The following is a 24,038-nucleotide window of genomic DNA, read 5'->3' as shown; positions in this document are numbered from 1 at the left end:
TAACAGTTTATATATTTACATCATCAGAAAAGTATTTTTTCTTCCATGTAAATGACTGATTTGAAGCATTTTCAGGTTTATATTCCGCTGCAATATAGTTCTGATATGAACTTTGCTTTAACCAAGAAAAAATTTGTTCATAAGGAATTTGAGCTGTATCAGGCTCATGGCGGCCCGGGCAGTCTGCAAATTGAATATGACCAATTAAGTTAATGTTTTCTTGTAAACCCTCAAGTACATCTTCACCCATCATGGCCATGTGATAGCAGTCATATTGCATTTTGAGAGCAGGGTGATTGACTGCTTCTAACATTTCTTGGCCCTGTGCAATGTTCTGTACTAAAAAGCGTGGCATATCCGTGCCATTAATCATTTCGAAAACAGGCTCTATACCATGTTCACTTAATAAGTTGCAGGCATGTTTTAAATTGGCTGCTAACGTTTTTAAACAAGGAAGTAAGTCAGCATCTAGCGGTTGTTTACCCGCTAAAATATTAACACGAGGAACTTTTAAAGCAGTAGCATAGCTAATGGCCAATTCTAAGGCTTCATGAAAAGCTATCTCTTGGCCGGGAATGCCTGCTAAACCGTTTCCGCCTTGCATAAGATCACCAGCAGGCACATTGATTAGACAGAGATTGAGGTTGTAACGTTCAAGTTGGTCTTGAATCTCGGAAATGGTAAGTTCGTATGGGAATTGGATTTCTACATGTTCAAAGCCCTCTGCATGGGCTAATGCGAAGCGTTCAATTAAAGAAACTTCGGTAAAAATCATGGATAAGTTAACGGCAAGACGACCCATACACAAACTCCGTTTATTATTGCTCTACTACTTGAATCATAGTAGCTAAATCTTTCTCAGCAAAGCCATTTTTTTGGTGAGTTTGTAGCTGTAATAGAGCTTTTTGTGCAACAGGGATATCTAAATTAACATTGTTAGCCAATGTTACCGCGTTGTTAAGATCTTTAGATAATGTTTGAACTTTCCACTGAACAGGCTCGAATGTATGAGTTGCCATGCGTGGTGCAAGTATTTGAAATGGCTTTGAGTCGGCAAATCCACCAGCTAGAGCTGGAGCAAGTAATGTGGTGTCTACACCAGCGCGGTCTGCTAGTGCTACAGCTTCAGCGATAAGAGCACTATTTGCTGCCACAATCAATTGATTACAAATTTTAGTGGCTTTACCCGTACCTATATCACCCATTCGTGTTACACGTTGAGATAAGACATTAAAAATAGGAGCTAATTCCGTAATCGTTTGAGCATCGCCACCTGCAAAAATAACAAGTGTGCCTTGTTCTGCACCAGCTGTTCCACCTGATACTGGTGAATCAATCCATATAACGTCATGCGCAGCAGCAGCTTGAGCAAGCGTTTTTGTTGCAGCAACAGATAAGCTTGAGAAATCAACAATTACCTGTTTAGCTTTTAAATTAGGCTGAATTTGTTCAAATACTGCTTCTACAGCCTTGTCATCTGCTAGGCAGGTTAAAATAATAGGATACTCACCAATATCTGAAAGTTCTAAAGGCTGTGCGCCGATATCAATCAGTTCTTCACATGCAGAAAAGCTTCGATTCCAAACCGCAACTTGAAAACCAGCCTGAATAAGACGGGTTGCCATGCGGCTCCCCATCAGCCCTATACCTAAAAAAGCAATAGGGGTATTACGATCAAAATTCATAATCTAAGCTCTTTATTTATATTGGCGTGGTAAAAAATTAACTTCCGGATGTTTGTCTTTTTTACGAGCAAGTTTGCTATTTTTACCAAGTAATAATTTAAGTTGCCAGATTTTTTCTAGACGTAATGACTTTTCAGGTTGGTGTTCCATTGCATCAAGTACACGTTTTGCTGCAGTTAGGGCATCAGGTGAGCGTTGTAACATTTCAGAAGCTATTTCATTGGCTTTTTCTAGTGGAGAGTTGCTTAAATGAGTCACAAGACCAATTTCTTTTGCATAATTCCCATCAAAAACACGGGCTGTTAAGGTGAGTTCTTTTGCAAGGTCAACACCAATTAAGCCTTTCAATGAGCGAGTAAGTCCCATATCTGGAACTAAGCCCCAACGGCTTTCCATAATCGACATTTTAGTGTCTGGATGAGAAATGCGAATATCAGCTGCTAAGGCAAGTTGCATTCCGGCACCAAAACAATATCCTTCAAGAGCTGCAATCACAGGTACAGGTAAATTTTGCCAAATAAGAAATGCTTTCTGGAAGAGGCTTTGGCCAGGTTTAACAAGCTCCCAAATGGCAAAAGCGGAGTTTTTCGGATTATTCAGATCAGATAAATCAATTCCAGCACTAAAAACTTGTGCTTCCCCTGTCAAAATCACACAGCGGATATCTCTATCTTTTTTAATGGCTTTTGCTGTTGAAACGAGTTCTTTGAGAAGGGCAAAACTCATGGCGTTACGTTTATCAGGGCGGTTTAGATAAACTGTTGCAATGCCATTATTCTTTTCAATACGTAAAAGTGCCATGAAATTCCCGCTTATTTTTTTATCGATAAGCGGAGCATAACATGGCTGTAATTTGGAAACATGACAGCTCAGTCATACCAGTTGGTAGATATGCTAGTCAGGAATCACCAAGATTTGATGAGCAGCACTTTCAACTTCTTTAACAACAAGTCCTAACTCATCAAAGCGTCTCATAACTTCTTCAATAAACCCTTCATCGGCTATACGGCGTTCTTTGCGTAGTGTTGAAATAAATTGCTCAAAATCACCTGTCACTTGTTGCAGTTTTGGAGTACCTACATAGCGGGTGGCGCCATAAAGACGATGTAAAACATGCTCAAGTTGAGGGAAGTCTTCGAGCTCGATGAGCTGCTGCATTTCGTCTAGCTCAGTTGGGAAACTATCAACTAACATTTTAAGTAAATCTTGAGCAAGATCTTCTTTATTTGCTGCAAGCTGCAAACTTTGTTGCCAGTTTAGAATTTCTGGGTCTAATGCTTCTGCAACGACATGATGGTCTTTATCTAGAGCTTTTGATGTAAAGTTGTTTTTGGTCCATTGCGTTAAAATTTGGATAATTTGTTCCATTTGAATTGGCTTGGTAACATAGTCATTCATGCCTACTTTGAGGAGTTTGTGCTTTTCATCAGCAAGGGCATGGGCGGTTAATGCAATAATTGGAAGCTGCATTTCACCATCTAAAGTCGACTCTAATGAGCGAATAGCGCGAGTTGTATCAATACCTGACATAACAGGCATTTGAATATCCATAAATACCAAATCAAATGGTTTAAGCTTCTGGTCAATTCGCTCTTGGATCAGGTTCAGCGCTTCTTGACCGCTGAGAGCTTTAGTTGTTCTAACGTTAAGTTCACCCAGTAGGGCTTCTAAAACAATTAAGTTAGGTAAGTGGTCATCGACTGCCAGAATGTGTAAACCTTGACCATTAAAATCTTGTTGCTCCTCTTCAAAAATAGGCTGATCATTTAATAATTGAATGAGTCCGCTTCGACTTAATGGTTGATAGAGAGGGCGAGCACGATATTCATTGAGCATATTTGGCTCAAGTGTCATTTGATAGCCATAGACTGCCAAATTGCCTTGATAACGACTACGGATTTCTTTTAATAACGCTTCAGTATCGCCGCTGTGGTCAACAATGAGCCATGTATTATCTTTTTGATCAAGATGTTTTAAACGACTAAATAAGTCCAGAATCGATTGTGTCTCGATATGAGGAACATGATAGTTCTCAAGGTAATAACGTAAAACACTTGCTGTAGCAGGGTGGGCAAGATAAGACACCACTTGTAAATGTTCAAAGTGCGGGTGTTCAATCTCGTAATCTTCATCTACCACAAATTGTGCTGTAAACCAGAAGGTCGAGCCCTTTTCTGTTGGAGCGCGTTCTTGGTTATCCTCAAAGCCAATTTGGCCATGCATCAGATGAACAAGCTGTTTAGAGATCGCAAGGCCTAAACCTGTACCGCCAAATTGGCGTGTAACAGATGCATCACCTTGCGAGAATGATTCAAATAATTTTTTACGATCTGTGCCGCTTAAACCAATACCACTGTCTTGAACACTAAAATGAAGTAGGCATTGTCCGATATCATCATGTTCCATACGAACACGAACAATAATTTCGCCATCTGGAGTGAACTTAATCGCATTTGAAATCAAATTAGTTAGAATTTGTTTAAAGCGTAAAGCATCACCAATCACTTGTTGTGGAATATTGTCCGCATAATAAAAAGCCATTGCGATATGCTTTTGAGCAGCCAGTGGAGACAACATATCCATGACATCAAAGACAGCTTCTTCTAAATCAAAGGGTGCTGTTTCAAGCTCTAACTTACCGGCATCAATTTTTGAGAAATCTAATACATCATTAATTAATGCTAATAAATGGGCAGATGATTTGCGAATAGTTTGCAGGTAAAGGTTTTGTTCGTTATTTAGATTTTGCTGACGAAGTAATAAATGAATAAAGCCATCAATACTGTTTAGAGGTGTTCGAAGTTCATGACTAATATTGGCAAGGAAAACTGATTTTGCTTGATTCGATGAAATCGCTTGGTCGCGCGCTTGACGATAAGTGATGTTTTGAACTTCTAAAGTATCTAAAGTTCTGCGTAAGTCTTCTTCGGTTTGTTCTGTGTGTTCTTTTAACTCTAAAAAGCTAAAATGTAAGCGTTTTACAACGTTTGCAATATCTCGCTGTAATAAGCGTAATTCACCTGTACTGTTAATGACCATATGCTGGTCCAACGTGTCTGCATTTAAACGTTGCAACTGCATGCGAATCTCGTACATCGGTGCAATCCAGCGACGCGAATAAAAATTCAAGCAAAGTAAAAGTAACAGTAAGGTCATTAAGCCAGTAATGACGAGGGCAATCAAAATACGGTAACGTGCCAATTCTAGGGGCTGATTATCCATTTCAATGACGAGCCAGACAGGTGCTTTTCCGGGTGTGTCGCTAATCCGCTGTCCATAAATATTGTTGTGGTTATAAGATATTGGACCAAAAAAATTACTACTTTGCGTAAAGTTTGGCCAGTAGCGATTGTCGCGATAACCGATACTTAAATAGGTCTGGCCATTACTATCAATTAAAGCAGCACGTTTTAGATTTTTTTCACTAAACATGCTTTGCATGATGTGCTGGGCGTGATCATATTCATCGGGCTCTAGTTCAACAAGCTTATATAAATCGATCGCGATTTGATTGTAGCGAGCTAAAATTGCTGAGGCATGATGTAGCTGTTGTTGTTTTACTGAATGTGAGGTTTCAGTTAAAACCAGAAAAGCACCAACACACGTTAAAATCATGATGGGCACAAAAATAAGAGCAATTAATTGTCCATATGCATGATTCAGACGTAAGCGTTTCGATAAGGTTTTATTGAAATTAGACATGGCTACATCAGATTTATCTCTCTGTAGGGCATCTTATCACGCTTTATTTTAAAACAGACGGCATTTTATAAATGACCGAGCTTTAATCGCTTTCATGAAAAAGCATATTGAAATGGGTGCAGTACCGAGCATTTTTTCATACAATAGGCCCACCTCGATATAGGTGTTGATCATGAGTAATACACAACCTGATTTTTTAGCCGACGAATTTTTGTTAGATCACTATGTAGGTAAGACGCCTCTAGTTCGTTTGCAGCGATTAGCTTCTCATACGCAAGCGATAGTTTTAGCAAAATTGGAAGGTAATAATCCGGCAGGTTCTGTAAAAGACCGTCCTGCATATAACATGATTATGCAGGCAGAAAAACGTGGTCAAATTAAACCGGGTGATACATTAATTGAAGCAACCAGCGGTAATACAGGTATTGCTTTGGCTATGGTTGCGGCAATGCGCGGCTATAAAATGAAACTTATTATGCCGAACAATATGAGCCAAGAGCGTAAAGACGCAATGTTGGCTTATGGCGCAGAGCTGATTGAAGTGACACCACAGCAAGGAATGGAAGGTGCACGTGATTTAGCCTTACAAATGGAAAAAGAAGGTAAAGGTCACGTTTTAAATCAGTTTGGTAATCCTGATAATGTTGAAGCTCATTATCTGACGACTGGTCCTGAAATCTGGAAACAAACAGGCGGTAAAATTACCCATTTTGTGAGTTCAATGGGCACAACCGGTACCATTATGGGTGTTTCTAAATATTTAAAAGAACAAAACCCAGATATTCAAATTGTTGGTTTACAGCCTGCAGACGGATCAAGTATTGCCGGTATTCGCCGTTGGCCAAAAGAATATTTGCCTACTATTTTTGATAGTAGCCGTGTTGATCGTATTATCGATATTCCACAAATTGAAGCTGAAAAAACTATGCGTAAATTAGCTCGTATGGAAGGTGTTAGTGCTGGTACATCTTCAGGCGGTGCAGTTTGGGCATCAATCAAAATTGCAGAAGAAAATCCGGATGCTGTTATTGTTTGCATTATCTGTGACCGTGGCGATCGCTACTTGTCTACAGGTCTGTTTTCAGTACAGGACGATAACTCATAATTGAGAGAAATAATGCGTTTCCCTACCTTAGTTTTTGATATTGAAACTTTAACTGATTTAAAAGCGGGTGCGCATTTATATCATCTTGATTTACCTGAGGCCGATGTAGAGCAAGCATTGACGAAAATCCGTCGTCAAGAATCTGGTATGGACTTTCAGCGTTTGCCTTTACATGAAATTGTTTGTATTTCTGGCTTATGGATCGATGAGTCTGGTTTTCGATTATTTTCTTTTAGTCGAGAACAATATTCTGAAGCAGAAATTTTACAGAAATTTTTATCTATTTTTGATAAGCGCCATCCGACTCTAGTAAGTTGGAATGGTTCGCAATTTGATTTACCAGTTATCCTATTTCGCGCTATGTATCATGGGCTATCTGCCCCCGGTCTGTTTGATCAAGGCGAGATTGATAGCCAGAAGCGTTTTAATAATTACCAAAACCGTTATCACCATCGCCATATAGACTTAATGGACGTTATGGCAATGTTTAATGGCCGTAATTTTCAAAAGCTTGACGATATTGCCTGTATTTTAGGTTTGCCGGGTAAGCGTGGTGAGTCGGGTTATCATGTGCCTGAATATGTTCGTAATCAACAGTGGTTAAAATTAACGAGCTATTGTGAAGGGGATGTGCTCAATACGTGGTTTATTTATTTGCGTTGGTTAGTACTAAAAGGCCAATTAAATGCAGATGAACATAACCATTGGATTAGTTCGAGTATTGAATATTTACAGACCATGCCACAGCAGGCTGATTTCCTTGAAGTATGGGAACGCACTTCAAAACATACTGAATTTACTTCTCACTATTTTAATTCTTCAGATTTTTAGGTTCATTCTTTGAAACAACAAGCCAAATCCCGCAACCTTCAACAACCAGAATATATTTTTCAGGTTGAAACACTTTCTCATGAGGGGCGGGGAATTGCGCATTATGGTTCTCATCCAGATCATCCGGCAGATAAGCATGGTAAAAAAGTTTTTATTCGTTATGCATTGCCAGGAGAAACTGTAAAAGCTCGGATTACCCATCAAGCGAAGCGTCTTGAAGAAGCTGAAATGTTGCAGTTGTTAGGAGAACCTTCATCATATCGTATCGAGGCAATTTGTCCTCATTATGGGATCTGTGGTGGATGTAGCATGCAGCATATTCACCCTGATGAACAAATCCGTTTAAAACAAAGTGTACTTCAGTCACATTTACAGCATTTTGCAGGTATTCAGCCTGAACAGTGGCTAGAGCCGATTCGATCTTTACAAAGCGATTATCGTCGTCGTGCTCGAATCGGTGTGCGCTATTTGCCAAAACCAGATCGCTTAATTATGGGTTTTCGCGAACATCATAGTAATCGTCTAACTTCGATTCATAGCTGTAGTGTTTTGGATAAAAACTTATCAAATAGTCTGCCTGAGTTACGCACTTTACTCCAAAGTCTAAAAGGCAAAGCACATATTGGTCATGTAGAATTAGCAAAAGGTGATCATGAAGTTTCTTTATTGGTTCGTCATGTAGAAAAATTAAACAATTTTGATGTCAACCAATTAAAGCAATTTGCGTTACACAAAGGGTGGCAATTGTATTTGCAACCTAAAGGTCCGGAAAGTATTCATCGTATTGATGATGAACAAGGTGCTTTACGTTTACATTATGCCTTGGAGAGGTTTAATGTAAATTTTGCTTTTTCGCCATTGGATTTTACTCAGGTCAATGCCACAGTAAATCAACAGATGGTTCAATTGGCATGTGAATTGCTTCAGTTGCAACCAGGTGAAAAGGTACTTGATCTATTTTGCGGTTTGGGCAATTTCTCACTCCCGTTAGCACGATGTGTTGGTGAGAGTGGTCAGGTTGTCGGTGTTGAAGGGAGTGAAGAAATGGTGCAGCGAGCAACAGCTAATGCGAAATGCAATAGTTTGGTGCAAGCAACCTTCTTTTCACAAGATTTAACAAAAGATTTTTCGCATCATTCTTGGGCAAATCAAGGATTTGATGCATTATTGATTGATCCTCCTCGTGCTGGTGCATATGAAATTATGCAGTATGTATCAAATTTTGGAGCAAAAAGAATCGTTTATGTATCATGTAATCCAGCTACACTGGCAAGGGATGCGGGTGTTTTGGTCCAATATGGTTACCAGTTAAAAAAAGCAGCAGTGATGGACATGTTTACGCATACCGAACATGTTGAATCCATTGCACTATTTGAAAAAATTCAAGAGATAAACGATTAAAAACATGAGTTACATATTGAGGAGAATGGTATGGTCACAGTACGTGAACAGTTACCTGAACAACTAACCGAGTTGTCAGAGGAAACGACTGTAGAGCATGCCGCCGAAACGCAAATCGGTTTAGCCTCATGGTTGGATCGGGTGCGTGAAATATTAGATGGGGCGGAGCTTGAACAACTTGAAAAAGTCGCTCATTTAACCCTGCAAAAAGAGTTAGATTCAACGGTTAATCATCGTTCCAATACTTTTGCTACAGGCGTTGGAATGGCCGATATTCTGGCACATCTTCACGTAGATGAAGATACTTTATCAGCAGCAATGCTTTATCGTAGTGTGCGTGAAGGCATTACCGATATAGAAGAAGTAAAACAGAAATTCGGAGAGCAAGTTTACAACCTTGTCAAAGGTACTTTGGCAATGGGTAAACTCTCAGAACTTATTGAAAAAAATAAACGGTTAGAAGATCACTTTAATAATAATCAACGAGAACATCTAAGCGGCATTTATAAAATGCTGATTTCGGTGACCGAAGATGTTCGTGTTGTTTTAATTAAACTTGCTGAACGTACTTATTCTTTGCGAGAGCTTGCAAATTCCTCTCGTGAACGCCAAGAACGTGTAGCGCGTGAAATCCTTACTATTTATTCGCCGTTGGCACATCGACTCGGTATTGCTCAGCTTAAATGGGAACTTGAAGATCTAGCGTTTCGCTATTTGGCTCCAGATCGTTATAAAGAGATTGCTTCATTACTCAATGAAAAGCGTTTAGAGCGTGAGCATTATATTCAGTTCGTCATTGACCGTTTGAAAAATGAGTTAGCGTCTTACGGCATTGAAGCTGAAATTACAGGGCGTGCAAAACACATTTATTCGATTTATCGAAAAATGAAGAGCAAAAACCTGAGCTTCGACCAACTTTATGACATTCGTGCCTTACGTGTGTTGGTCAATAGTGTGCCAGAGTGCTACCACTCTTTAGGTATCGTACATCAAATCTGGCGTCATATTCCGCATCAGTTTGATGACTATATTACCAATCCGAAAGCCAATGGTTATCGTTCTTTGCATACGGCTGTAATTGCTGAAAACAAATCTCTTGAAGTGCAAATTCGTACTCACGAGATGCATGATGAAGCAGAGTTAGGCGTATGTTCACACTTTAACTATAAAGAAGGGTCAAAGAATACCGACCATTCCTTTAACCATCGTTTGCATTCATTGCGTGCCGTTTTAGAACACTATCAAGAACGTAATGAAACGACGGTACACCAAAACGAAGATGAAACAGAAGGCTTTGAACAGTTACAAGACTTTGAAGGCTTTGAGAAGATTTATGTTTTCAGTCGTGATGGTGATATTAAGGAATTGCCGCGTGGCTCAACAGTTTTAGATTTTGCTTATCATGTGCATACAGAAGTAGGGAATAAGTGTTATGCAGCGCGGGTCAACCAGCGTTATGTGCCACTTACCTATACTTTAAAAACGGGTGAGCAGGTTGAAATTTTAACTAAAAAAGATCGTGAACCAAACCGTGACTGGTTGGTGAACTCTCTGGGTTATATTAAAACCTCTCGTGCACGTGACAAGTTGCGTCATTGGTTTAGACAGCAAGACCGTAGTAAGAATCTTGAAGTAGGCCGAGAACTGCTTAATAAAGAGTTAGCTCGTCTTGCGATTCACCCAAAAAGTATCGACTTAAACGATTATTCATCACATTTTAATGTGAAGACTGGCGACGACATTTTGGTGAATCTGGTCAGTGGCGATATTAGCTTACATGCCCTGATTAATCAGGTGAACCGCCAAATGCATCTAGATCAGGATGAGCCTGAACTAGTACTTAAACCAACGTTAAATCCGCGTGCTAGCCATACGCTATCAGCACATGGCATTTTAATTGATGGTTTAGATAATGTAGAGCTGCACATTGCTCAGTGCTGTCAGCCGGTGCATGGTGAATCAATCGCTGGATATATTACTTTGAACCGTGGTGTCAGCATCCATAAAGTCATTTGTTCTGACTATCAGCGTATGATTAAGCAAGAGCCAGAGCGTGCTGTTGAAGCTGATTGGGAAATGCAGCCAACACGTGGTCAAAGCGTTCAGATTGTGGTGGAAGCTTATGATCGTCGTGGTCTGCTTAAAGACTTAACTCAAGTGATTTTCTCTGACCAAATCAATATTCGTCAGGTTAATACAATTTCTGAGGCAGATGGTATTGCTAATATGAAGTTACTCATTGAGGTTAAAGGTTTAGCACAGCTTTCTCGTTTATTGGCTCGCCTAGAGCAGCAACCTGGAATTATTAGTGCTCGACGCATGATTCAAGGCGTTTAATAAATTAAGTAAAAAGGCTGTCAAATGACAGCCTTTTTACTGCAAATTACTTTCTAGATAAATAAATATTAGTGAGTCGATTTAGAAACTGAGGGCTCAACGTTGATAGTTGATAAAGCAGTTTGGTTTTTATACCCACTGGAGTGTGGGTAGGTGTCCAAAAATGAGCCTTTTTCTCTACAAGCGTAAGCACCTGCTGAGCAATATCATTTGGGGTTAAATCTATCCCCATATTCTGAATGGTGCCTGCATCCATATTGTTAACCATTGCAGTTTGTACAAATAGCGGCATCACATCTAAAACGCGAATACCATATTTTTTCCATTCCACATCTAAACCTTCAGTAATTCCACGAACTGCAAATTTACTAGCAGAATAAGAAATCAAATCAGCTTGACCATAAATTGCAGAGGCTGAAGAGAGGTTGATAACGCGTGCAAAAGACGCTTGCTTTAAGTAGGGGAGAGCAGCGTGACAGCCATTGATTACGCCGTTTACATTAATATTTATTGTTCTTTGATGAGCTTTAATATCAGTTGTTTCAAATGCACCAGAATATAAAATACCGGCATTATTTACCAAGATATTAAGTTCACCAGCCCATTCGGTAAATTCTTTTAATATGTGTTGCCACTGGCTGTAGTCACTTACATCTAGATAGCCGGCACGGGCATTTGGCCCTAAGTCATTTGCTAGTTCCTGAGCAAGCGATTCATTAATATCATAAATGCCTACTTTATATCCTTGTTTGTAGAATACGCGTGCAATTTCAGCCCCAATACCTTGAGCGGCACCACTAATCAGAATACTGTATCTCATCTTTTTTCTCTTTGTCAGTACAATAGTGCGACTGATTTAATCGCTTTGATTTTGATCATAACAAATTAAAATCTTAGTTTGACTGACCGACTTTTTAAACTTGAGGGTTACCATGGATAAATTGCTTAAAATCATGCAAGAGTTACGTGAAAAATGTCCGTGGGATCAACAACAAACCCCAATGTCACTGACTAAATATGCGATTGAAGAGGCGTATGAAGTCGAGGCGGCCATCCGTCAAGGTGATATTAATGAAATTAGAAATGAACTAGGCGATTTGTTATTGCAAGTTGTGTTTCAATCACAAATGTTTAGTGAGCAAGGCGCTTTTAACTTTCAAGATGTTGTTGAGGCAATAAGTGAAAAGTTAATACGCCGTCATCCCCATGTTTTTCAGGCAGATCAATTTAATACTTTAACACCCGAACAAGTAAGTGAGCTTTGGAAACAAATTAAGCAACAAGAAAAACAAGGCAAGCGGCAATCAAGATTAGATGAAATTAAACATGGGCCAGCTCTGTTACAGGCACAAGAAATTCAAGCAAATGTAGCTAAGGTTGGGTTTGATTTCGAAACGGTAGAAGATGCTTATGAAAAACTAGAAGAAGAGTTGGATGAGTTTAAGCAGGCCCTAAAAAATCAAAATATTGATGAAATTCAAGACGAATTTGGAGATTGCCTGTTTTCATTAGTCAATGTTGGACGTAAACTTGCGATTTCAAGTGAAACATCACTTTTATCGACAATACATAAATTTAGAAGCCGTTTTGCTTTTATTGAAGATCAAGCGCAAAAACAGCAAAGAACATTAGAGGACATGACCTTGTTTGAAATGGATGAATTGTGGAATCAGGCAAAGCGGCAGTTAAAGTTAGGGGAAAAAACACATGCAGCTCAGCATGAATCTTTGGAAGAATAAGCACAACATTTTCATTGTTTTATTTTGGAGCCTGATTTCTTCAACCTTTGTTCAGGCTCAATCTTTTGATCAAAATTTTAAGGAGTGGAAGGCTAAACAGCAGATGTATGATCAGAAGTTGAGCATGCAACAAGCCTCTCATTCTAATAGTCCAAAAAGCTCAGTTATGACTGATTCGTCAGGGCAAATACACTTGAATCAAGCCAATATTGATGAGCTCCAAAAGCTAAAAGGTATTGGTGAGAAAAAGGCTCAGGCGATTGTAGAATACCGTCAAAAGAATGGTGGCTTTAAAAATATTGATGAATTTAAAAACGTAAAGGGCATTGGTCCAGCCATTTTTGAAAAGAATAAAACGCGTTTGACTTTATAAATCATCTGTCTGTCAATTATCATTTCATGCGCAAACTACAGAGAATCAAATTGCCCTTTGTGTGCGTTAGAGCTATGATTAGCGACAACTTGTTATTTACGTCCTGACGTAGGAGACAGCGTCTTTTGCAAACCTTGCGAGCGTCAAAATGTGGTTTGTCCACAGCCCAACTTCCTTCTTCGATTTTAGATGTGATCGATAGCCTGACTAAAGCTGGCTATGAAGCTTATATTGTTGGGGGTGGTGTCCGTGATTTAATGCTAGGGCTTAATCCTAAAGATTTCGATGCAGTCACTAATGCAACACCTTCCCAGATTAAAGAAGTTTTTGGTCGACGTTGTCGAATCATTGGCCGTCGATTTGAATTAGCACATGTCTATTCAGGGCGTGAGCTTATTGAAGTTGCAACTTTCCGTGCTCCTCCAAAAAAAGCAGTCACTAGTGCTTCAGGCATGATTTTACGTGACAATAACTGGGGAACCATCGAACAAGACTTTGCTCGCCGTGACTTTTCAATCAATACGCTATATTACCAACCGCGTAAGAGTGTTGTGCTTGATTTCTGCAAAGCAATTGACGATGTAAAAAATAAAACTCTACGTTTATTGGGCGATCCGGCACAGCGCTTTGAAGAAGACCCTGTGCGTATGCTGCGGACTTTACGTTTTGCAGCGAAGTTAAATTTTAAAATTGATTCAGATATTCTCGATATATTTGATGCAGAGATGACGCAATTATTACGTGATGTTTCTCCGCATCGTTTATATGATGAATCTCAGAAGCTCTTTACAATGGGACATTTGGCGCGTGTTTTGCCAATGTTGATTGAGTTTGGTGTTTGGAAACAACTCTTTGCCGATATTCAGCCTAACCTCACTCCATTTATTTTAAGAGCAGCAAAGAATACAGATCAGCGTATTCAAGTGGGTAAAACAATTAACCCTGCATTTTTCTATGCAGTCTTATTGTGGCAACCATTTTTAGAGCGTTGTGAATTTTATTTATCTAAAGGTGTGGTACCAGCTGAAGCGCGTGCACAAGCTGGTTTAGATGTCTTAAAACGTCAGGCAACCCGCACTGTGATTCCTCGTTTTGCAGAAACTTTTATTCGTGAAGTTTGGGAAATGCAGACCCGTTTGCTTAATCCGAAACCACAGCAAATTGAAGCATTGGCTGGACATGCGCGTTTCCGTGCAGGTTTTGACTTCTTGTTACTTCGTGAAAAGTCAGGTGATGACACAACACAGGGAATGGGAAGCTGGTGGGAAGCGTACCAAGAAATGTCGAATGACGAAAAAGAAGCTGCAATTAGCCAGTACAATCGTCAGAAGGCTAGAAACCGTCGTAAAGCCGTTGCTGAACCTGTTGAAAACAATAAAGTTGAGACAGAAATCGAACCTTTGGTTGATATTCCTGAACCACGCAGCCGTCGTGGGAAAAAAGAACGTGCTCGACAAGAGCAATCGATGGGTCGTTTCGTTGAAAAAGCCTCTGCTTCAGAAGCTGGAGTGATGAGCGACCATCCGATTTTGAAGCGTAAGCGTGTACAACGCGATTTAAGCCAAGTTATTTTTGGGCCAACGCAATGACAACGAAGACCTATATTGGCTTAGGAAGTAATTTGGGTGATTCGCGCCAAATCTTATCTGAAGCCATTGCTAAGCTTAAAACTTTAGGTGGAGTGAAAGTTTCTAAACTTTATCAAAGTCCACCTATGGGGCCTCAAGATCAACCAAATTATTTAAATGCAGTTGCAGAGCTAAATACGGATCTCACTCCTTTAGATTTGTTAGACCAGTTACAACGATTTGAGCAAGAAGCTGGTCGTGTACGTCTTCGTCGTTGGGGAGAGCGTACTTTAGATCTAGATTTGCTTATATATGGTGATGAAAAAATTCAAAATGAGCGCTTAACTGTGCCACACATTGGAATTCTAGAGCGAGATTTCGTTGTAATTCCTTTATTAGATTTAGACGCTGATTTACATATTAATGATCAGCCACTTAAAAATTTAGAACTCATACAGCAGCCTACGCTGACTGTACTTGCTGATGAGTCTTGGGCTTAAAGCCTGACTTATTACGTTCTGCAAACTCCTGTAGAGGATACCATCATGATTAGTCTAAGTGACTTAAGAAAATTTAAAGCCGAAGGACGTAAGTTCTCTTGTCTAACTTGTTACGATGCGAGTATGGCAAAAGCAATGGAACTTGCTGAAATTGATACAATCTTAATTGGTGATTCTCTTGGAATGGCAATTCAAGGTCGTGACTCAACTTTACCTGTAACTGTTGAGGACATGGCTTATCATACGGCGGCAGTGCGTCGCGGTAACCAGCATGCTTTGATTATGACTGACTTACCATTTATGAGTTATGCCACTTTAAATGATGCTTTGCAAAACGCAAGAACAGTTATGCAAGCTGGTGCCCAGATGATCAAAATCGAAGGCGGCGCTTGGCTAAGTGAAACTGTACAAGTGTTAACTCGTAATGGTGTACCTGTGTGCGTACATTTAGGTTTAACTCCTCAATCTGTACACGTATTTGGTGGTTACAAATTACAAGCTAAAACACGTGAAGCAGCTGATCAACTTATTGCTGACTGTACGGCAGTGGTTGAAGCTGGCGCAGCAGTTCTATTGCTTGAATGTGTTCCTGCTCAGTTGGGACAAGAAATTGCTGAACTATTTCCAAATACACCTGTGATTGGTATTGGTGCGGGTAATGCGACTGATGGTCAGGTACTTGTAGTACAGGATATGTTGGGCTTAACTTTTGGTCGAGTTGCGCGTTTTGTCCGTAACTTTATGAAAGAACAATCTGGCGAAACAGCAATCTTAGACGCTTTTAAAGCTTTTCATGCTGCTGTGCAGGACCAGTCATTTCCAGCCAAAGAACATACTTTCCACGTTGAGCTGTAATTCATGAAAACAGAAACCACCATACAAGGTCTTGCAGCTTCTTTAAATCCTGCTAGAGCTGCGCGTAAAATTATTGGTTTTGTTCCAACCATGGGAAATCTACATGAAGGACATCTCACACTTGTTCGTGAAGCGAAAAAGTTATGTGATGTTGTGGTTGTTAGTATCTTCGTAAATCCAACCCAATTTGGACCGGGTGAAGATTTTGATAACTATCCTCGTACTTTAGAACAAGATAGTCGTTTATTAGCCGATGTTGGTTGTGACATTATTTTTGCGCCATCGGTTGAGCAAATGTACGGTACTCAGCCTCGTTTAACCAACATAAGTGTCAGCCAAATTACTGATACTTTATGTGGTAGCTCGCGTCCAGGTCATTTTGATGGCGTAGCTTTGGTGGTCACCAAACTCTTTAATATTGTGCAACCTAACTATGCTTTCTTTGGTCAAAAAGATTACCAACAGTTAGCAGTGATTCGCCAGTTTGTACAAGATTTAAATATCCCGCTAGAAGTCATTGGTGTGCCAATTGTTCGTGCAGCAGATGGTTTGGCCCTTAGCTCAAGAAATGGTTATTTAAGCCCAGAACAACGTCAAGTCGCTCCAGTTATTTATCAAAGTTTAAAGCAAGCTGAACAGCAGTTACATCAAGGTAAAGATCTACAACAAGTTTTAGAAGATATTAAAACTCAGTTGACAGATAATGGCTTTGTTGTGGATTATGTCGAAGCTCGTCAATCAAATCTGTTACCTGCTACTCAGTTTGATCGTGATATTGTGTTGTTTGTCGCGGCAAAATTAGGTGCAACACGTTTGATTGATAATTTAGAAGTTGCCTTTACACCCTAATAAACAGATCAAAGGACAGCCATGCCATGAAGCGTATACTTATCGTGACAGGACAGTCTGGTTCAGGAAAATCTTCGGCTCTCCAAGTGTTAGAAGATTTGGGTTATTACTGTATTGATAATTTGCCTTTGGCATTGCTGCCCGAAATTGTGGCAAAGCTAGATCATGAAAATAATCTAGAGCAGTTGGCATTAGGTGTGGATGTTCGAAGCACTCGTGCAGATATGCAAGAGTTCGATCATGTTTTTGAGCAACTACAAAAACATGGCACAGTTGATGTGATTTATCTGACTACGCAAGATCAGGATTTGATCGCACGTTTTAGTGCATCGCGTCGTCCGCATCCATTGGCCAATCGTTTTAAAAGTCTGTTGCAATGTATTCATGAAGAAAAGCAGTTACTGCTGCCAATTCAGTTCCGCGCTACGGTTCATATTGATACAACGGATAAAAGTGTTCATGATTTAAAGCATATTTTACTGTCTAAATTGGGGCAGTCAGATAAGCTCATCGTGATATTGCAGTCATTTGGATATAAACATGGCATTCCTTTAGATGCTGATTATGTTTTTGATGTACGGCATTTACCAAATCCGCATTGGGATTTAGAATTGAGACGTTTTTCTGGTTTGGATGAGCCAGTAAGACAATTTTTAGAAGCAAGTCCGCAAGCAAACGAAATGTTTGATGATATTCTTCACTTCTTAAAAAAATGGCTTCCAGCATTTGCTGAAGGACATCGTCACTATATGACGATTTCTATTGGTTGTACTGGTGGTCAACATCGTTCCGTTTATATCGTAGATAGACTAAAACAAGCACTTGAGGCAGAATGGTCTGTTCAGGTCTTACACAGAGAAATGAAGCACTGGTCATGATAGACACAACTGTTGATGTAATTAATAAACTCGGTTTACATGCTCGTGCATCAGGAAAACTGATAGAGGTCACTACAAAATTTCGTTCGTCAATCCAAATTGGAAAAGGCGATCATTTAGTAGATGCAAAAAATATTATGTCTTTGCTGATGTTAGGTGCAGGTAAAGGGACCACTTTACGATTGGTCATTGATGGTACCGACGAAGAGCAGGCATTAAATGAAGTACAGGCGTTATTCGCCGCAAAATTTTATGAGGCAGATTAATCGTGGCACGTCGTCCCCAACGTTATACTGAAGAAGATTTTGGCTCTTTAGAAGGACGTGCAAGTAAGACAGAACAGAAAAAAGCAGTTCAACGTATGGCTGCTTTAGGCGAGCAGTTAGCACAACTTTCTATTAAACAGATTCAAAAACTCCCAGTAGATGAACGTTTAATTGATGCGTTAATGGAAGTACAGAACATTAGTTCTTTTGAAGCTCGTCGTCGTCAGTTTCAACGTATTGGTAAATTATTGCGCAATGAAGATGAGACCGTTATTTTGTCTTATCTAACTCCGCAGCAAGGCGCAAAAAAGCAGGCTCAATTGATGCGTTGGGTTGATCGTATGATCGAACAAGGCGACCCTGCAATTAATGAATTTAGCAAAATTTATAATGCATCGGAACGTCACACATTGCGTCAGCATGTGTTGAGAATCAAGCGTGATAAGACTCAAGAAGTGAGTGAAGCAGAGCTTGAGGCATCAAAAGGTAAATTTGTTAACTATGTGCAGCAAATTGCCTTATTGTCTGATCAAGGCTAATTGCTCTTCAATAGTAAAAAGCGACGCTCAAGGCGTCGCTTTTTTTATTTATATATTTTCAGCTCGTTCTTTTGCCCATTCGCGCAAAATGAATTTCTGTAATTTACCTGTCGATGTCTTTGGAATTTCAGTAATAACTACATCTTTAGGCACTTTAAAGCGCGCTAACTCTTTTTGGCAATGTGCAATAATCTCTTCAGGTGTTGCTGTAGTACCCATCTTTAACTCAATAAACGCGCAGGGTACTTCTTGCCAACGGGCATCAGGTTTAGCAACTACCGCAGCAGTTAATACAGCAGGATGTTTATATAAAACGTCTTCTACTTCTAAAGATGAAATATTTTCTCCACCAGAAATAATGATGTCCTTCGAACGATCAGTAATTTTTGCATAACCATCTGGGTGGCAAACAGCCAAGTCTCCCGTATGGAACCATCCACCTGCAAATGCTTCTTGAGTTGCTTTAGGGTTCTTTAAATAGCCTTTCATGACAATATTGCCACGGAACATAATTTCTCCCATGGTTTGACCATCATTAGGCACAGGTTCCATAGTCTCGGGATCTAACACACGCATACTATCTTGTAATGGGTAGGGTACGCCTTGGCGCGAATGAAGCTGGGCTTGTTCAGCAATTGATAGCTCATTCCATCCAGATTGCGAAGCACATAGAGCAGAAGGTCCATACGTTTCTGTTAAGCCATATACATGGTTTACGTTAATTCCCATGTTCCGCATCCCTTCAATAATGGCAACAGGGGGAGCTGCCCCAGCAACCATGACTTCAACATGGTGATCAAAGCTGGTTTGTTTTTCTTTAGGTAAGTTAAGAATCATTGAAAGAACAATAGGCGCACCACAGAAATAATCAACTTTGTGTTCTGCAATCAATTGCATGACTAATTCAGGATCGACTTTGCGTAAACAAATATTAGTTCCACCACTTGCTGCTATGCTCCATGCAAAACCCCAGCCATTACAATGAAAGAGCGGCAGTGTCCATAAATACACAGCACGCGGTTTCATTCCACAAGCCAAGATATTGCTTGCAGCATTAAGATAAGCCCCGCGATGATGATAGACCACACCTTTAGGATTACCTGTAGTTCCAGATGTGTAATTTAAGCTAATCGCATCCCATTCATCTTCTGGTAAATGCCAAGAGAAGTTAATGTCACCTTGAGCGATCCATTCTTCATATTCAAAGGAACCCAAAAACTGATTTTCGCCTTCATATTCGGTATCAGCTACATCAATTACAATAATGTGTTGATTAGGAATAAGTGAGAGAGCCTCTCTTGCCAAATTCACAAATTCAGGATCAACCAACAGCACTTTACTTTCAGCATGTTCCAACATGAAAGCGATTGTTTTTGCATCTAAACGTGTATTGAGGGTATTAAGTCCCGCCCCAGCCATAGGAACTGCAAAATGCGCTTCAATCATGGCTGGAATATTTGGCAATAAAACGGATACCGTATCATTTTTCTCAATTCCCAGTTGCTTGAGCTGAGATGCAAATTGACAGCAGCGCTGATAAGTTTCTTTCCATGAAATTTGGCGCTTACCATGAATAATTGAAGCTTGATCTGGGTAAATATAAGCCGCACGCTCTAGGTAGCGTAGAGGTGATAACGCAACAAAATTTGCGGGTGTGCGTGGTAACTCATCATAAGCACTAACCATGTGAAACAACTCCGTGTTCTATTTTTAATTCATTCTTTGAACATATGATGTAATATTAATCAAAGCATCTATGCTTTAGTCTTAAAGGCGATACCCTCCAGTCAAAAAATGAGCAGAAATGCTATTTTCTTCATCTTAAACCACTTGTGTTAAACATGTTTAAAAATCATCTCAATATATTTTTAAGTCATTTATTGCTGTTTACGCGATAAGCAAAATGTATTTATGATTTTATGGACTCAAAGGTTTTCACATTGCTTGAACAAGTGTAAAATCTTTCAGGTTTTTTAACTTTGATTTACACCGTTTTTATATTTTGAGGTTCGCCTCGATCATAATCTCGCGGTGAAATGCTCCTTCGTATAGGGCATCACTCCTTAAGGATTTTTTTATGCCAATTATCACATTGCCAAATGGCGATCAAAAGAGTTTTGATCACGCTGTATCTGTTATGGAAGTTGCCCAAAGTATTGGGCCTGGTCTAGCAAAAAATACTGTTGCTGGCCGTGTAAATGATCGCTTAGTTGATGCATGTGACTTAATTACCGAAGATTCGACCTTACAAATTATCACTCCAAAAGATGAGGAAGGTCTTGAAATTATTCGCCATTCTTGTGCACACCTTGTAGGGCATGCTGTTAAACAGCTTTTCCCGGAAGCCAAGATGGTGATTGGTCCAGTCATTGAAGAAGGTTTTTACTACGACATCTGGATGCCACGTCCTTTTACCTTGGATGATATGGCAGCTATCGAAGAGCGGATGAAAAAGCTCATCGATCAAGATTACGATGTCGTTAAAAAAATGACACCACGTGATGAAGTTATTGCTGAATTTACTGCGCGTGGTGAAGAATATAAATTACGCTTGATTGCAGACATGCCTGAAGAAACACAAATGGGCTTGTACTACCATCAAGATTATTTGGATATGTGTCGTGGTCCACACGTACCGAATACCAAATTCTTAAAATCGTTCAAGCTCACTAAAATCTCTGGTGCATACTGGCGTGGTGATGCGAAGAACGAACAGCTTCAACGTATTTATGGTACAGCTTGGGCAGACAAAAAACAGCTCGCTGCATACATCAAACGTATCGAAGAAGCTGAAAAGCGTGACCATCGTAAAATTGGTAAAGCTTTAGACTTGTTCCATATGCAAGAAGAAGCACCGGGTATGGTGTTCTGGCATCCAAATGGCTGGACTATTTACCAAGTACTTGAACAATACATGCGTAAAGTTCAGCAAGACAATGGTTACCTTGAGATTAAGACACCACAAATCGTAGATTTTACATTGTGGGAAAAGTCAGGTCATGCGGCGAACTATGCTGACAACATGTTTACGACTCATTCTGAAAATCGTAACTATGCCGTTAAACCAATGAACTGCCCATGTCACGTGCAAGTTTTCAACCAAGGTTTGAAGTCTTACCGTGATCTACCGATTCGTTTAGCAGAGTTTGGTTCTTGTCATCGTAACGAACCATCAGGTTCTTTACACGGCATTATGCGTGTACGTGGCTTTACACAAGATGATGCACACATCTTCTGTACTAAAGAACAGATCGGTCAAGAAGTTGCTGACTTTATTAAGCTGACTTTAGAAGTTTATAAAGATTTTGGCTTTGAAGAAGTGCAAATGAAACTTTCTACACGTCCAGAAAAACGTGTGGGTGATGATGCACTTTGGGATATGGCTGAAAAATCTTTAGCAGATGCTTTAGATGCAGCGGGTCTCGAATGGGAATTACAACCTGGTGAAGGCGCGTTCTACGGTCCGAAAATTGAATTCTCATTGAAAGACTGTCTCGGACGTGTATGGCAGTGTGGTACTATTCAGTGTGACTTCAACTTACCAGAACGTTTAGATGCGTCTTACGTGACTGAAGACAATGATCGTGATCAGCCTGTGATGTTGCATCGTGCAATTCTTGGCAGTTTTGAGCGTTTTATTGGTATACTAATTGAACACTACGCTGGTTTCATGCCACCTTGGTTGTCGCCGTTACAAGCATGTGTCATGAATATTACGGACTCTCAAGCTGAAGCTTGTGAGAAAGTCGTAGCAAAACTCAAAGAAAATGGCCTTCGTGCTATTTCTGACTTGAGAAATGAAAAAATCGGATTTAAGATTCGTGAGCGTACTCTAGAGCGTATTCCTTACCTATTAGTTCTTGGTGATCGAGAAGTTGAAGAAGGTACAGTGAATGTGCGTACCCGCTCAGGAAAAAATTTAGGTACTATGTCAGTAGATGCATTCATTGACTTAGTGAAGTCTGCCGTCGCCGAACGTGGCCGGTATATTGTGGAGTAAGAAAGATTAAACAGCCTGACCGTAACCAACAACAAGGTGCAAAAAGCAACCGTCCAGCAATTAACGACGAGATCCGTGCAAAAGAAGTACGCCTCGTTGGTGCTGATGGTGAGCAAAAAGGAATTGTTTCATTAAATGAAGCACTGCGCGCTGCTGAAGAGGCAGATCTTGACCTAGTTGAGATCGTTGCAAACGCCGAGCCGCCTGTTTGTAAAATTATGGATTACAACAAGCACTTGTTTGACCTTAAGCAGAAGCAAAAAGATGCGAAGAAAAAACAGCATCAAGTGCAAGTGAAGGAAATCAAACTGCGCCCTGCAACTGATGTTGGTGATTATCAAGTTAAGCTTCGTGCTATTTTGAAATTCCTTGAAGAAGGAAACAAAGTGAAAATCACTTTACGTTTCCGTGGTCGTGAAATGGCTCACCAACAACTTGGCTTAGCTCAATTACAAAAAATTGAAGCAGATGTCGCTGAGTTTGGGGTTGTGGAACAAGCACCTAAAATGGAAGGCCGTCAAATGGGTATGTTACTTGGACCGAAAAAGAAAAAGTAATACTCAAAAAAAGCACTGCAAAAGCAGTGCTTTTTTATATCCTTATCATAATAAAAAAGATGATTAAATTTTCTTTGTTCAGTTTTCTTTAAGACAATTGCGATATCTTTTAAAAGAAATTCAATTCTTGAATTTTATGTATTTTTTAGTGTTGGAAACCTCATCGTTTCTCTTAAAACATGCTATAACGCAAGATGCAGTCATGATAACGATGAATAGGAAATAGAATGATTGATCTCTATTATTGGGGAACTCCCAATGGACATAAAATCACAATTGCCTTAGAAGAAATGGGACTGGATTATACTCTTTACCCCATCAATATTTTAGAAAATGATCAATTTCAACCAGACTTTCTGAGAATTTCTCCAAATAATAAAATTCCGGCAATTGTTGACCAAGATGGACCACGTGGTGAGCCAATTTCGATATTTGAATCAGGCGCTATTTTGCAATATTTAGGTCGGAAAACTGGATTATTTTATCCAGCAGATGAGCAAGAGCGAGTTGAAGTTGAACAATGGCTCATGTGGCAAATGGGTGGACTAGGACCTATGCTTGGGCAGAATCATCATTTTAACCGCTTTGCACCAGAAAAAATTCCATACGCTATAGACCGCTATGTAAATGAGACTAAACGTTTATATGGCGTTTTGAATAAACAGCTCATTGGTCAGAAATTTGTTGCAGGTGAATACTCGATTGCTGATATGGCGATTTTACCTTGGATCTTGCGCTATGAATGGCAGGGTATCCAATTAGAGGATTACCCTTATGTCCAAGAATACATTGTTCGCTTAACGGCACGTCCTGCGATTCAAAAAGCATTGTCTATTAAAGTAGCTTGATTTTT

Annotated in this window: 22 protein-coding genes; 16 read left to right on the top strand and 6 right to left on the bottom strand. The window is 39.8% G+C overall.

Features of this window, described 5'->3' with window-relative positions; genetic code table 11:
* Positions 1–7 precede the first annotated feature (7 nt).
* The 4 genes from J663_RS09380 to J663_RS09365 form a co-directional block, all read right to left on the bottom strand.
* Complete coding sequence (locus J663_RS09380; RefSeq protein WP_033849301.1) at positions 8–802, bottom strand: hydroxypyruvate isomerase family protein; 795 nt, start codon at positions 800–802, stop codon at positions 8–10.
* A 16-nt stretch (positions 803–818) separates the two neighbouring features.
* Positions 819–1,685, bottom strand: coding sequence for an NAD(P)-dependent oxidoreductase (locus tag J663_RS09375; protein ID WP_033849299.1), 867 nt, complete (start codon positions 1,683–1,685; stop codon positions 819–821).
* A 12-nt stretch (positions 1,686–1,697) separates the two neighbouring features.
* A complete protein-coding gene (locus tag J663_RS09370; protein ID WP_033849297.1) occupies positions 1,698–2,486 on the bottom strand; it encodes a crotonase/enoyl-CoA hydratase family protein in 789 nt (262 codons plus the stop codon).
* A gap of 93 nt (positions 2,487–2,579) precedes the next feature.
* Positions 2,580–5,387, bottom strand: a complete 2,808-nt coding sequence (locus J663_RS09365; RefSeq protein WP_033849295.1) for an ATP-binding protein — start codon at positions 5,385–5,387, stop codon at positions 2,580–2,582.
* A gap of 172 nt (positions 5,388–5,559) precedes the next feature.
* Between J663_RS09365 and cysM the strand changes: the two genes are divergently transcribed.
* The 4 genes from cysM to J663_RS09345 are packed head-to-tail and all read left to right on the top strand — an operon-like array spanning position 5,560 to position 11,061.
* Complete coding sequence (gene cysM, locus J663_RS09360; RefSeq protein ID WP_002117176.1) at positions 5,560–6,492, top strand: cysteine synthase CysM; 933 nt, start codon at positions 5,560–5,562, stop codon at positions 6,490–6,492.
* Positions 6,493–6,504: 12 nt separating this feature from the next.
* Entirely contained in the window at positions 6,505–7,323 is an 819-nt protein-coding gene (locus J663_RS09355; RefSeq protein ID WP_005066255.1) for a 3'-5' exonuclease, read from the top strand.
* A gap of 9 nt (positions 7,324–7,332) precedes the next feature.
* Positions 7,333–8,724 carry a 23S rRNA (uracil(1939)-C(5))-methyltransferase RlmD gene (gene rlmD, locus J663_RS09350; protein ID WP_033849292.1) on the top strand — a complete coding sequence of 464 codons (1,392 nt, stop codon included), beginning with the start codon at positions 7,333–7,335 and terminating at the stop codon, positions 8,722–8,724.
* A gap of 30 nt (positions 8,725–8,754) precedes the next feature.
* Entirely contained in the window at positions 8,755–11,061 is a 2,307-nt protein-coding gene (locus J663_RS09345) for a RelA/SpoT family protein (protein WP_002117181.1), read from the top strand.
* A 46-nt stretch (positions 11,062–11,107) separates the two neighbouring features.
* Here J663_RS09345 and J663_RS09340 read toward each other — a convergent pair whose 3' ends face one another.
* Entirely contained in the window at positions 11,108–11,881 is a 774-nt protein-coding gene (locus tag J663_RS09340) for an SDR family oxidoreductase (RefSeq protein ID WP_017399923.1), read from the bottom strand.
* 112 nt (positions 11,882–11,993) lie between these two features.
* Here J663_RS09340 and mazG point away from each other — a divergent pair, with 112 nt between their 5' ends.
* From mazG to yjgA, 9 genes are all read left to right on the top strand, one after another.
* The gene (gene mazG / locus J663_RS09335) at positions 11,994–12,800 is read left to right on the top strand and encodes a nucleoside triphosphate pyrophosphohydrolase (protein WP_002117253.1); all 807 of its coding nucleotides are present in this window, start codon (positions 11,994–11,996) and stop codon (positions 12,798–12,800) included.
* The gene (locus J663_RS09330; RefSeq protein ID WP_002117268.1) at positions 12,769–13,173 is read left to right on the top strand and encodes a ComEA family DNA-binding protein; all 405 of its coding nucleotides are present in this window, start codon (positions 12,769–12,771) and stop codon (positions 13,171–13,173) included. Before mazG ends, J663_RS09330 begins: the two co-directional genes overlap by 32 nt.
* Positions 13,174–13,298: 125 nt before the next feature.
* Positions 13,299–14,762 (top strand): polynucleotide adenylyltransferase PcnB, encoded by a 1,464-nt coding sequence (gene pcnB / locus J663_RS09325; protein WP_033849290.1) that lies wholly within the window; start codon positions 13,299–13,301, stop codon positions 14,760–14,762.
* Positions 14,759–15,241 (top strand): 2-amino-4-hydroxy-6-hydroxymethyldihydropteridine diphosphokinase, encoded by a 483-nt coding sequence (folK, locus tag J663_RS09320; RefSeq protein ID WP_032057517.1) that lies wholly within the window; start codon positions 14,759–14,761, stop codon positions 15,239–15,241. Before pcnB ends, folK begins: the two co-directional genes overlap by 4 nt.
* A 45-nt stretch (positions 15,242–15,286) precedes the next feature.
* Positions 15,287–16,096 (top strand): 3-methyl-2-oxobutanoate hydroxymethyltransferase, encoded by an 810-nt coding sequence (gene panB, locus J663_RS09315; protein ID WP_002117298.1) that lies wholly within the window; start codon positions 15,287–15,289, stop codon positions 16,094–16,096.
* A 3-nt stretch (positions 16,097–16,099) separates the two neighbouring features.
* Positions 16,100–16,945, top strand: a complete 846-nt coding sequence (gene panC, locus J663_RS09310) for a pantoate--beta-alanine ligase (RefSeq protein WP_033849289.1) — start codon at positions 16,100–16,102, stop codon at positions 16,943–16,945.
* Between the two features lie 26 nt (positions 16,946–16,971).
* Positions 16,972–17,823, top strand: coding sequence for an RNase adapter RapZ (gene rapZ / locus J663_RS09305; protein WP_005066272.1), 852 nt, complete (start codon positions 16,972–16,974; stop codon positions 17,821–17,823).
* A complete protein-coding gene (locus J663_RS09300; RefSeq protein WP_000567533.1) occupies positions 17,820–18,089 on the top strand; it encodes an HPr family phosphocarrier protein in 270 nt (89 codons plus the stop codon). Before rapZ ends, J663_RS09300 begins: the two co-directional genes overlap by 4 nt.
* Before the next feature lie 2 nt (positions 18,090–18,091).
* Positions 18,092–18,628, top strand: coding sequence for a ribosome biogenesis factor YjgA (yjgA, locus tag J663_RS09295; RefSeq protein WP_019767969.1), 537 nt, complete (start codon positions 18,092–18,094; stop codon positions 18,626–18,628).
* 48 nt (positions 18,629–18,676) lie between these two features.
* Here the strand turns inward: yjgA and J663_RS09290 are convergent, their stop codons facing one another.
* Complete coding sequence (locus J663_RS09290; protein WP_033849286.1) at positions 18,677–20,314, bottom strand: acyl-CoA synthetase; 1,638 nt, start codon at positions 20,312–20,314, stop codon at positions 18,677–18,679.
* A 391-nt stretch (positions 20,315–20,705) separates the two neighbouring features.
* Between J663_RS09290 and thrS the strand changes: the two genes are divergently transcribed.
* The 3 genes from thrS (at position 20,706) to J663_RS09275 (ending at position 24,033) form a co-directional block, all read left to right on the top strand.
* The gene (gene thrS, locus J663_RS09285; RefSeq protein ID WP_002117224.1) at positions 20,706–22,628 is read left to right on the top strand and encodes a threonine--tRNA ligase; all 1,923 of its coding nucleotides are present in this window, start codon (positions 20,706–20,708) and stop codon (positions 22,626–22,628) included.
* A 5-nt stretch (positions 22,629–22,633) separates the two neighbouring features.
* Complete coding sequence (infC, locus tag J663_RS09280; protein ID WP_075383312.1) at positions 22,634–23,185, top strand: translation initiation factor IF-3; 552 nt, start codon at positions 22,634–22,636, stop codon at positions 23,183–23,185.
* 227 nt (positions 23,186–23,412) lie between these two features.
* Positions 23,413–24,033, top strand: a complete 621-nt coding sequence (locus J663_RS09275) for a glutathione S-transferase N-terminal domain-containing protein (RefSeq protein ID WP_033849283.1) — start codon at positions 23,413–23,415, stop codon at positions 24,031–24,033.
* The last annotated feature ends 5 nt before the right edge of the window (positions 24,034–24,038 follow it).

This window comes from Acinetobacter sp. 826659 (assembly GCF_000588515.1).
In the GTDB taxonomy this organism is placed as follows: Bacteria; Pseudomonadota; Gammaproteobacteria; order Pseudomonadales; family Moraxellaceae; genus Acinetobacter; species Acinetobacter pittii.
Note: the sequence above shows the minus strand (reverse complement) of the source record. Positions and strands in the feature narration are given on the sequence as shown.

Bases quoted from the DNA above. Each gene is read 5' to 3' on its own strand.
- J663_RS09380 (WP_033849301.1), bottom strand. From the start codon at position 802: ATGGGTCGTCTTGCCGTTAACTTATCCATGATTTTTACCGAAGTTTCT.
- J663_RS09375 (WP_033849299.1), bottom strand. From the start codon at position 1,685: ATGAATTTTGATCGTAATACCCCTATTGCTTTTTTAGGTATAGGGCTG.
- J663_RS09370 (WP_033849297.1), bottom strand. From the start codon at position 2,486: ATGGCACTTTTACGTATTGAAAAGAATAATGGCATTGCAACAGTTTAT.
- J663_RS09365 (WP_033849295.1), bottom strand. From the start codon at position 5,387: ATGTCTAATTTCAATAAAACCTTATCGAAACGCTTACGTCTGAATCAT.
- cysM (WP_002117176.1), top strand. From the start codon at position 5,560: ATGAGTAATACACAACCTGATTTTTTAGCCGACGAATTTTTGTTAGAT.
- J663_RS09355 (WP_005066255.1), top strand. From the start codon at position 6,505: ATGCGTTTCCCTACCTTAGTTTTTGATATTGAAACTTTAACTGATTTA.
- J663_RS09345 (WP_002117181.1), top strand. From the start codon at position 8,755: ATGGTCACAGTACGTGAACAGTTACCTGAACAACTAACCGAGTTGTCA.
- J663_RS09340 (WP_017399923.1), bottom strand. From the start codon at position 11,881: ATGAGATACAGTATTCTGATTAGTGGTGCCGCTCAAGGTATTGGGGCT.
- mazG (WP_002117253.1), top strand. From the start codon at position 11,994: ATGGATAAATTGCTTAAAATCATGCAAGAGTTACGTGAAAAATGTCCG.
- J663_RS09330 (WP_002117268.1), top strand. From the start codon at position 12,769: ATGCAGCTCAGCATGAATCTTTGGAAGAATAAGCACAACATTTTCATT.
- folK (WP_032057517.1), top strand. From the start codon at position 14,759: ATGACAACGAAGACCTATATTGGCTTAGGAAGTAATTTGGGTGATTCG.
- panB (WP_002117298.1), top strand. From the start codon at position 15,287: ATGATTAGTCTAAGTGACTTAAGAAAATTTAAAGCCGAAGGACGTAAG.
- panC (WP_033849289.1), top strand. From the start codon at position 16,100: ATGAAAACAGAAACCACCATACAAGGTCTTGCAGCTTCTTTAAATCCT.
- rapZ (WP_005066272.1), top strand. From the start codon at position 16,972: ATGAAGCGTATACTTATCGTGACAGGACAGTCTGGTTCAGGAAAATCT.
- J663_RS09300 (WP_000567533.1), top strand. From the start codon at position 17,820: ATGATAGACACAACTGTTGATGTAATTAATAAACTCGGTTTACATGCT.
- J663_RS09290 (WP_033849286.1), bottom strand. From the start codon at position 20,314: ATGGTTAGTGCTTATGATGAGTTACCACGCACACCCGCAAATTTTGTT.
- thrS (WP_002117224.1), top strand. From the start codon at position 20,706: ATGCCAATTATCACATTGCCAAATGGCGATCAAAAGAGTTTTGATCAC.
- J663_RS09275 (WP_033849283.1), top strand. From the start codon at position 23,413: ATGATTGATCTCTATTATTGGGGAACTCCCAATGGACATAAAATCACA.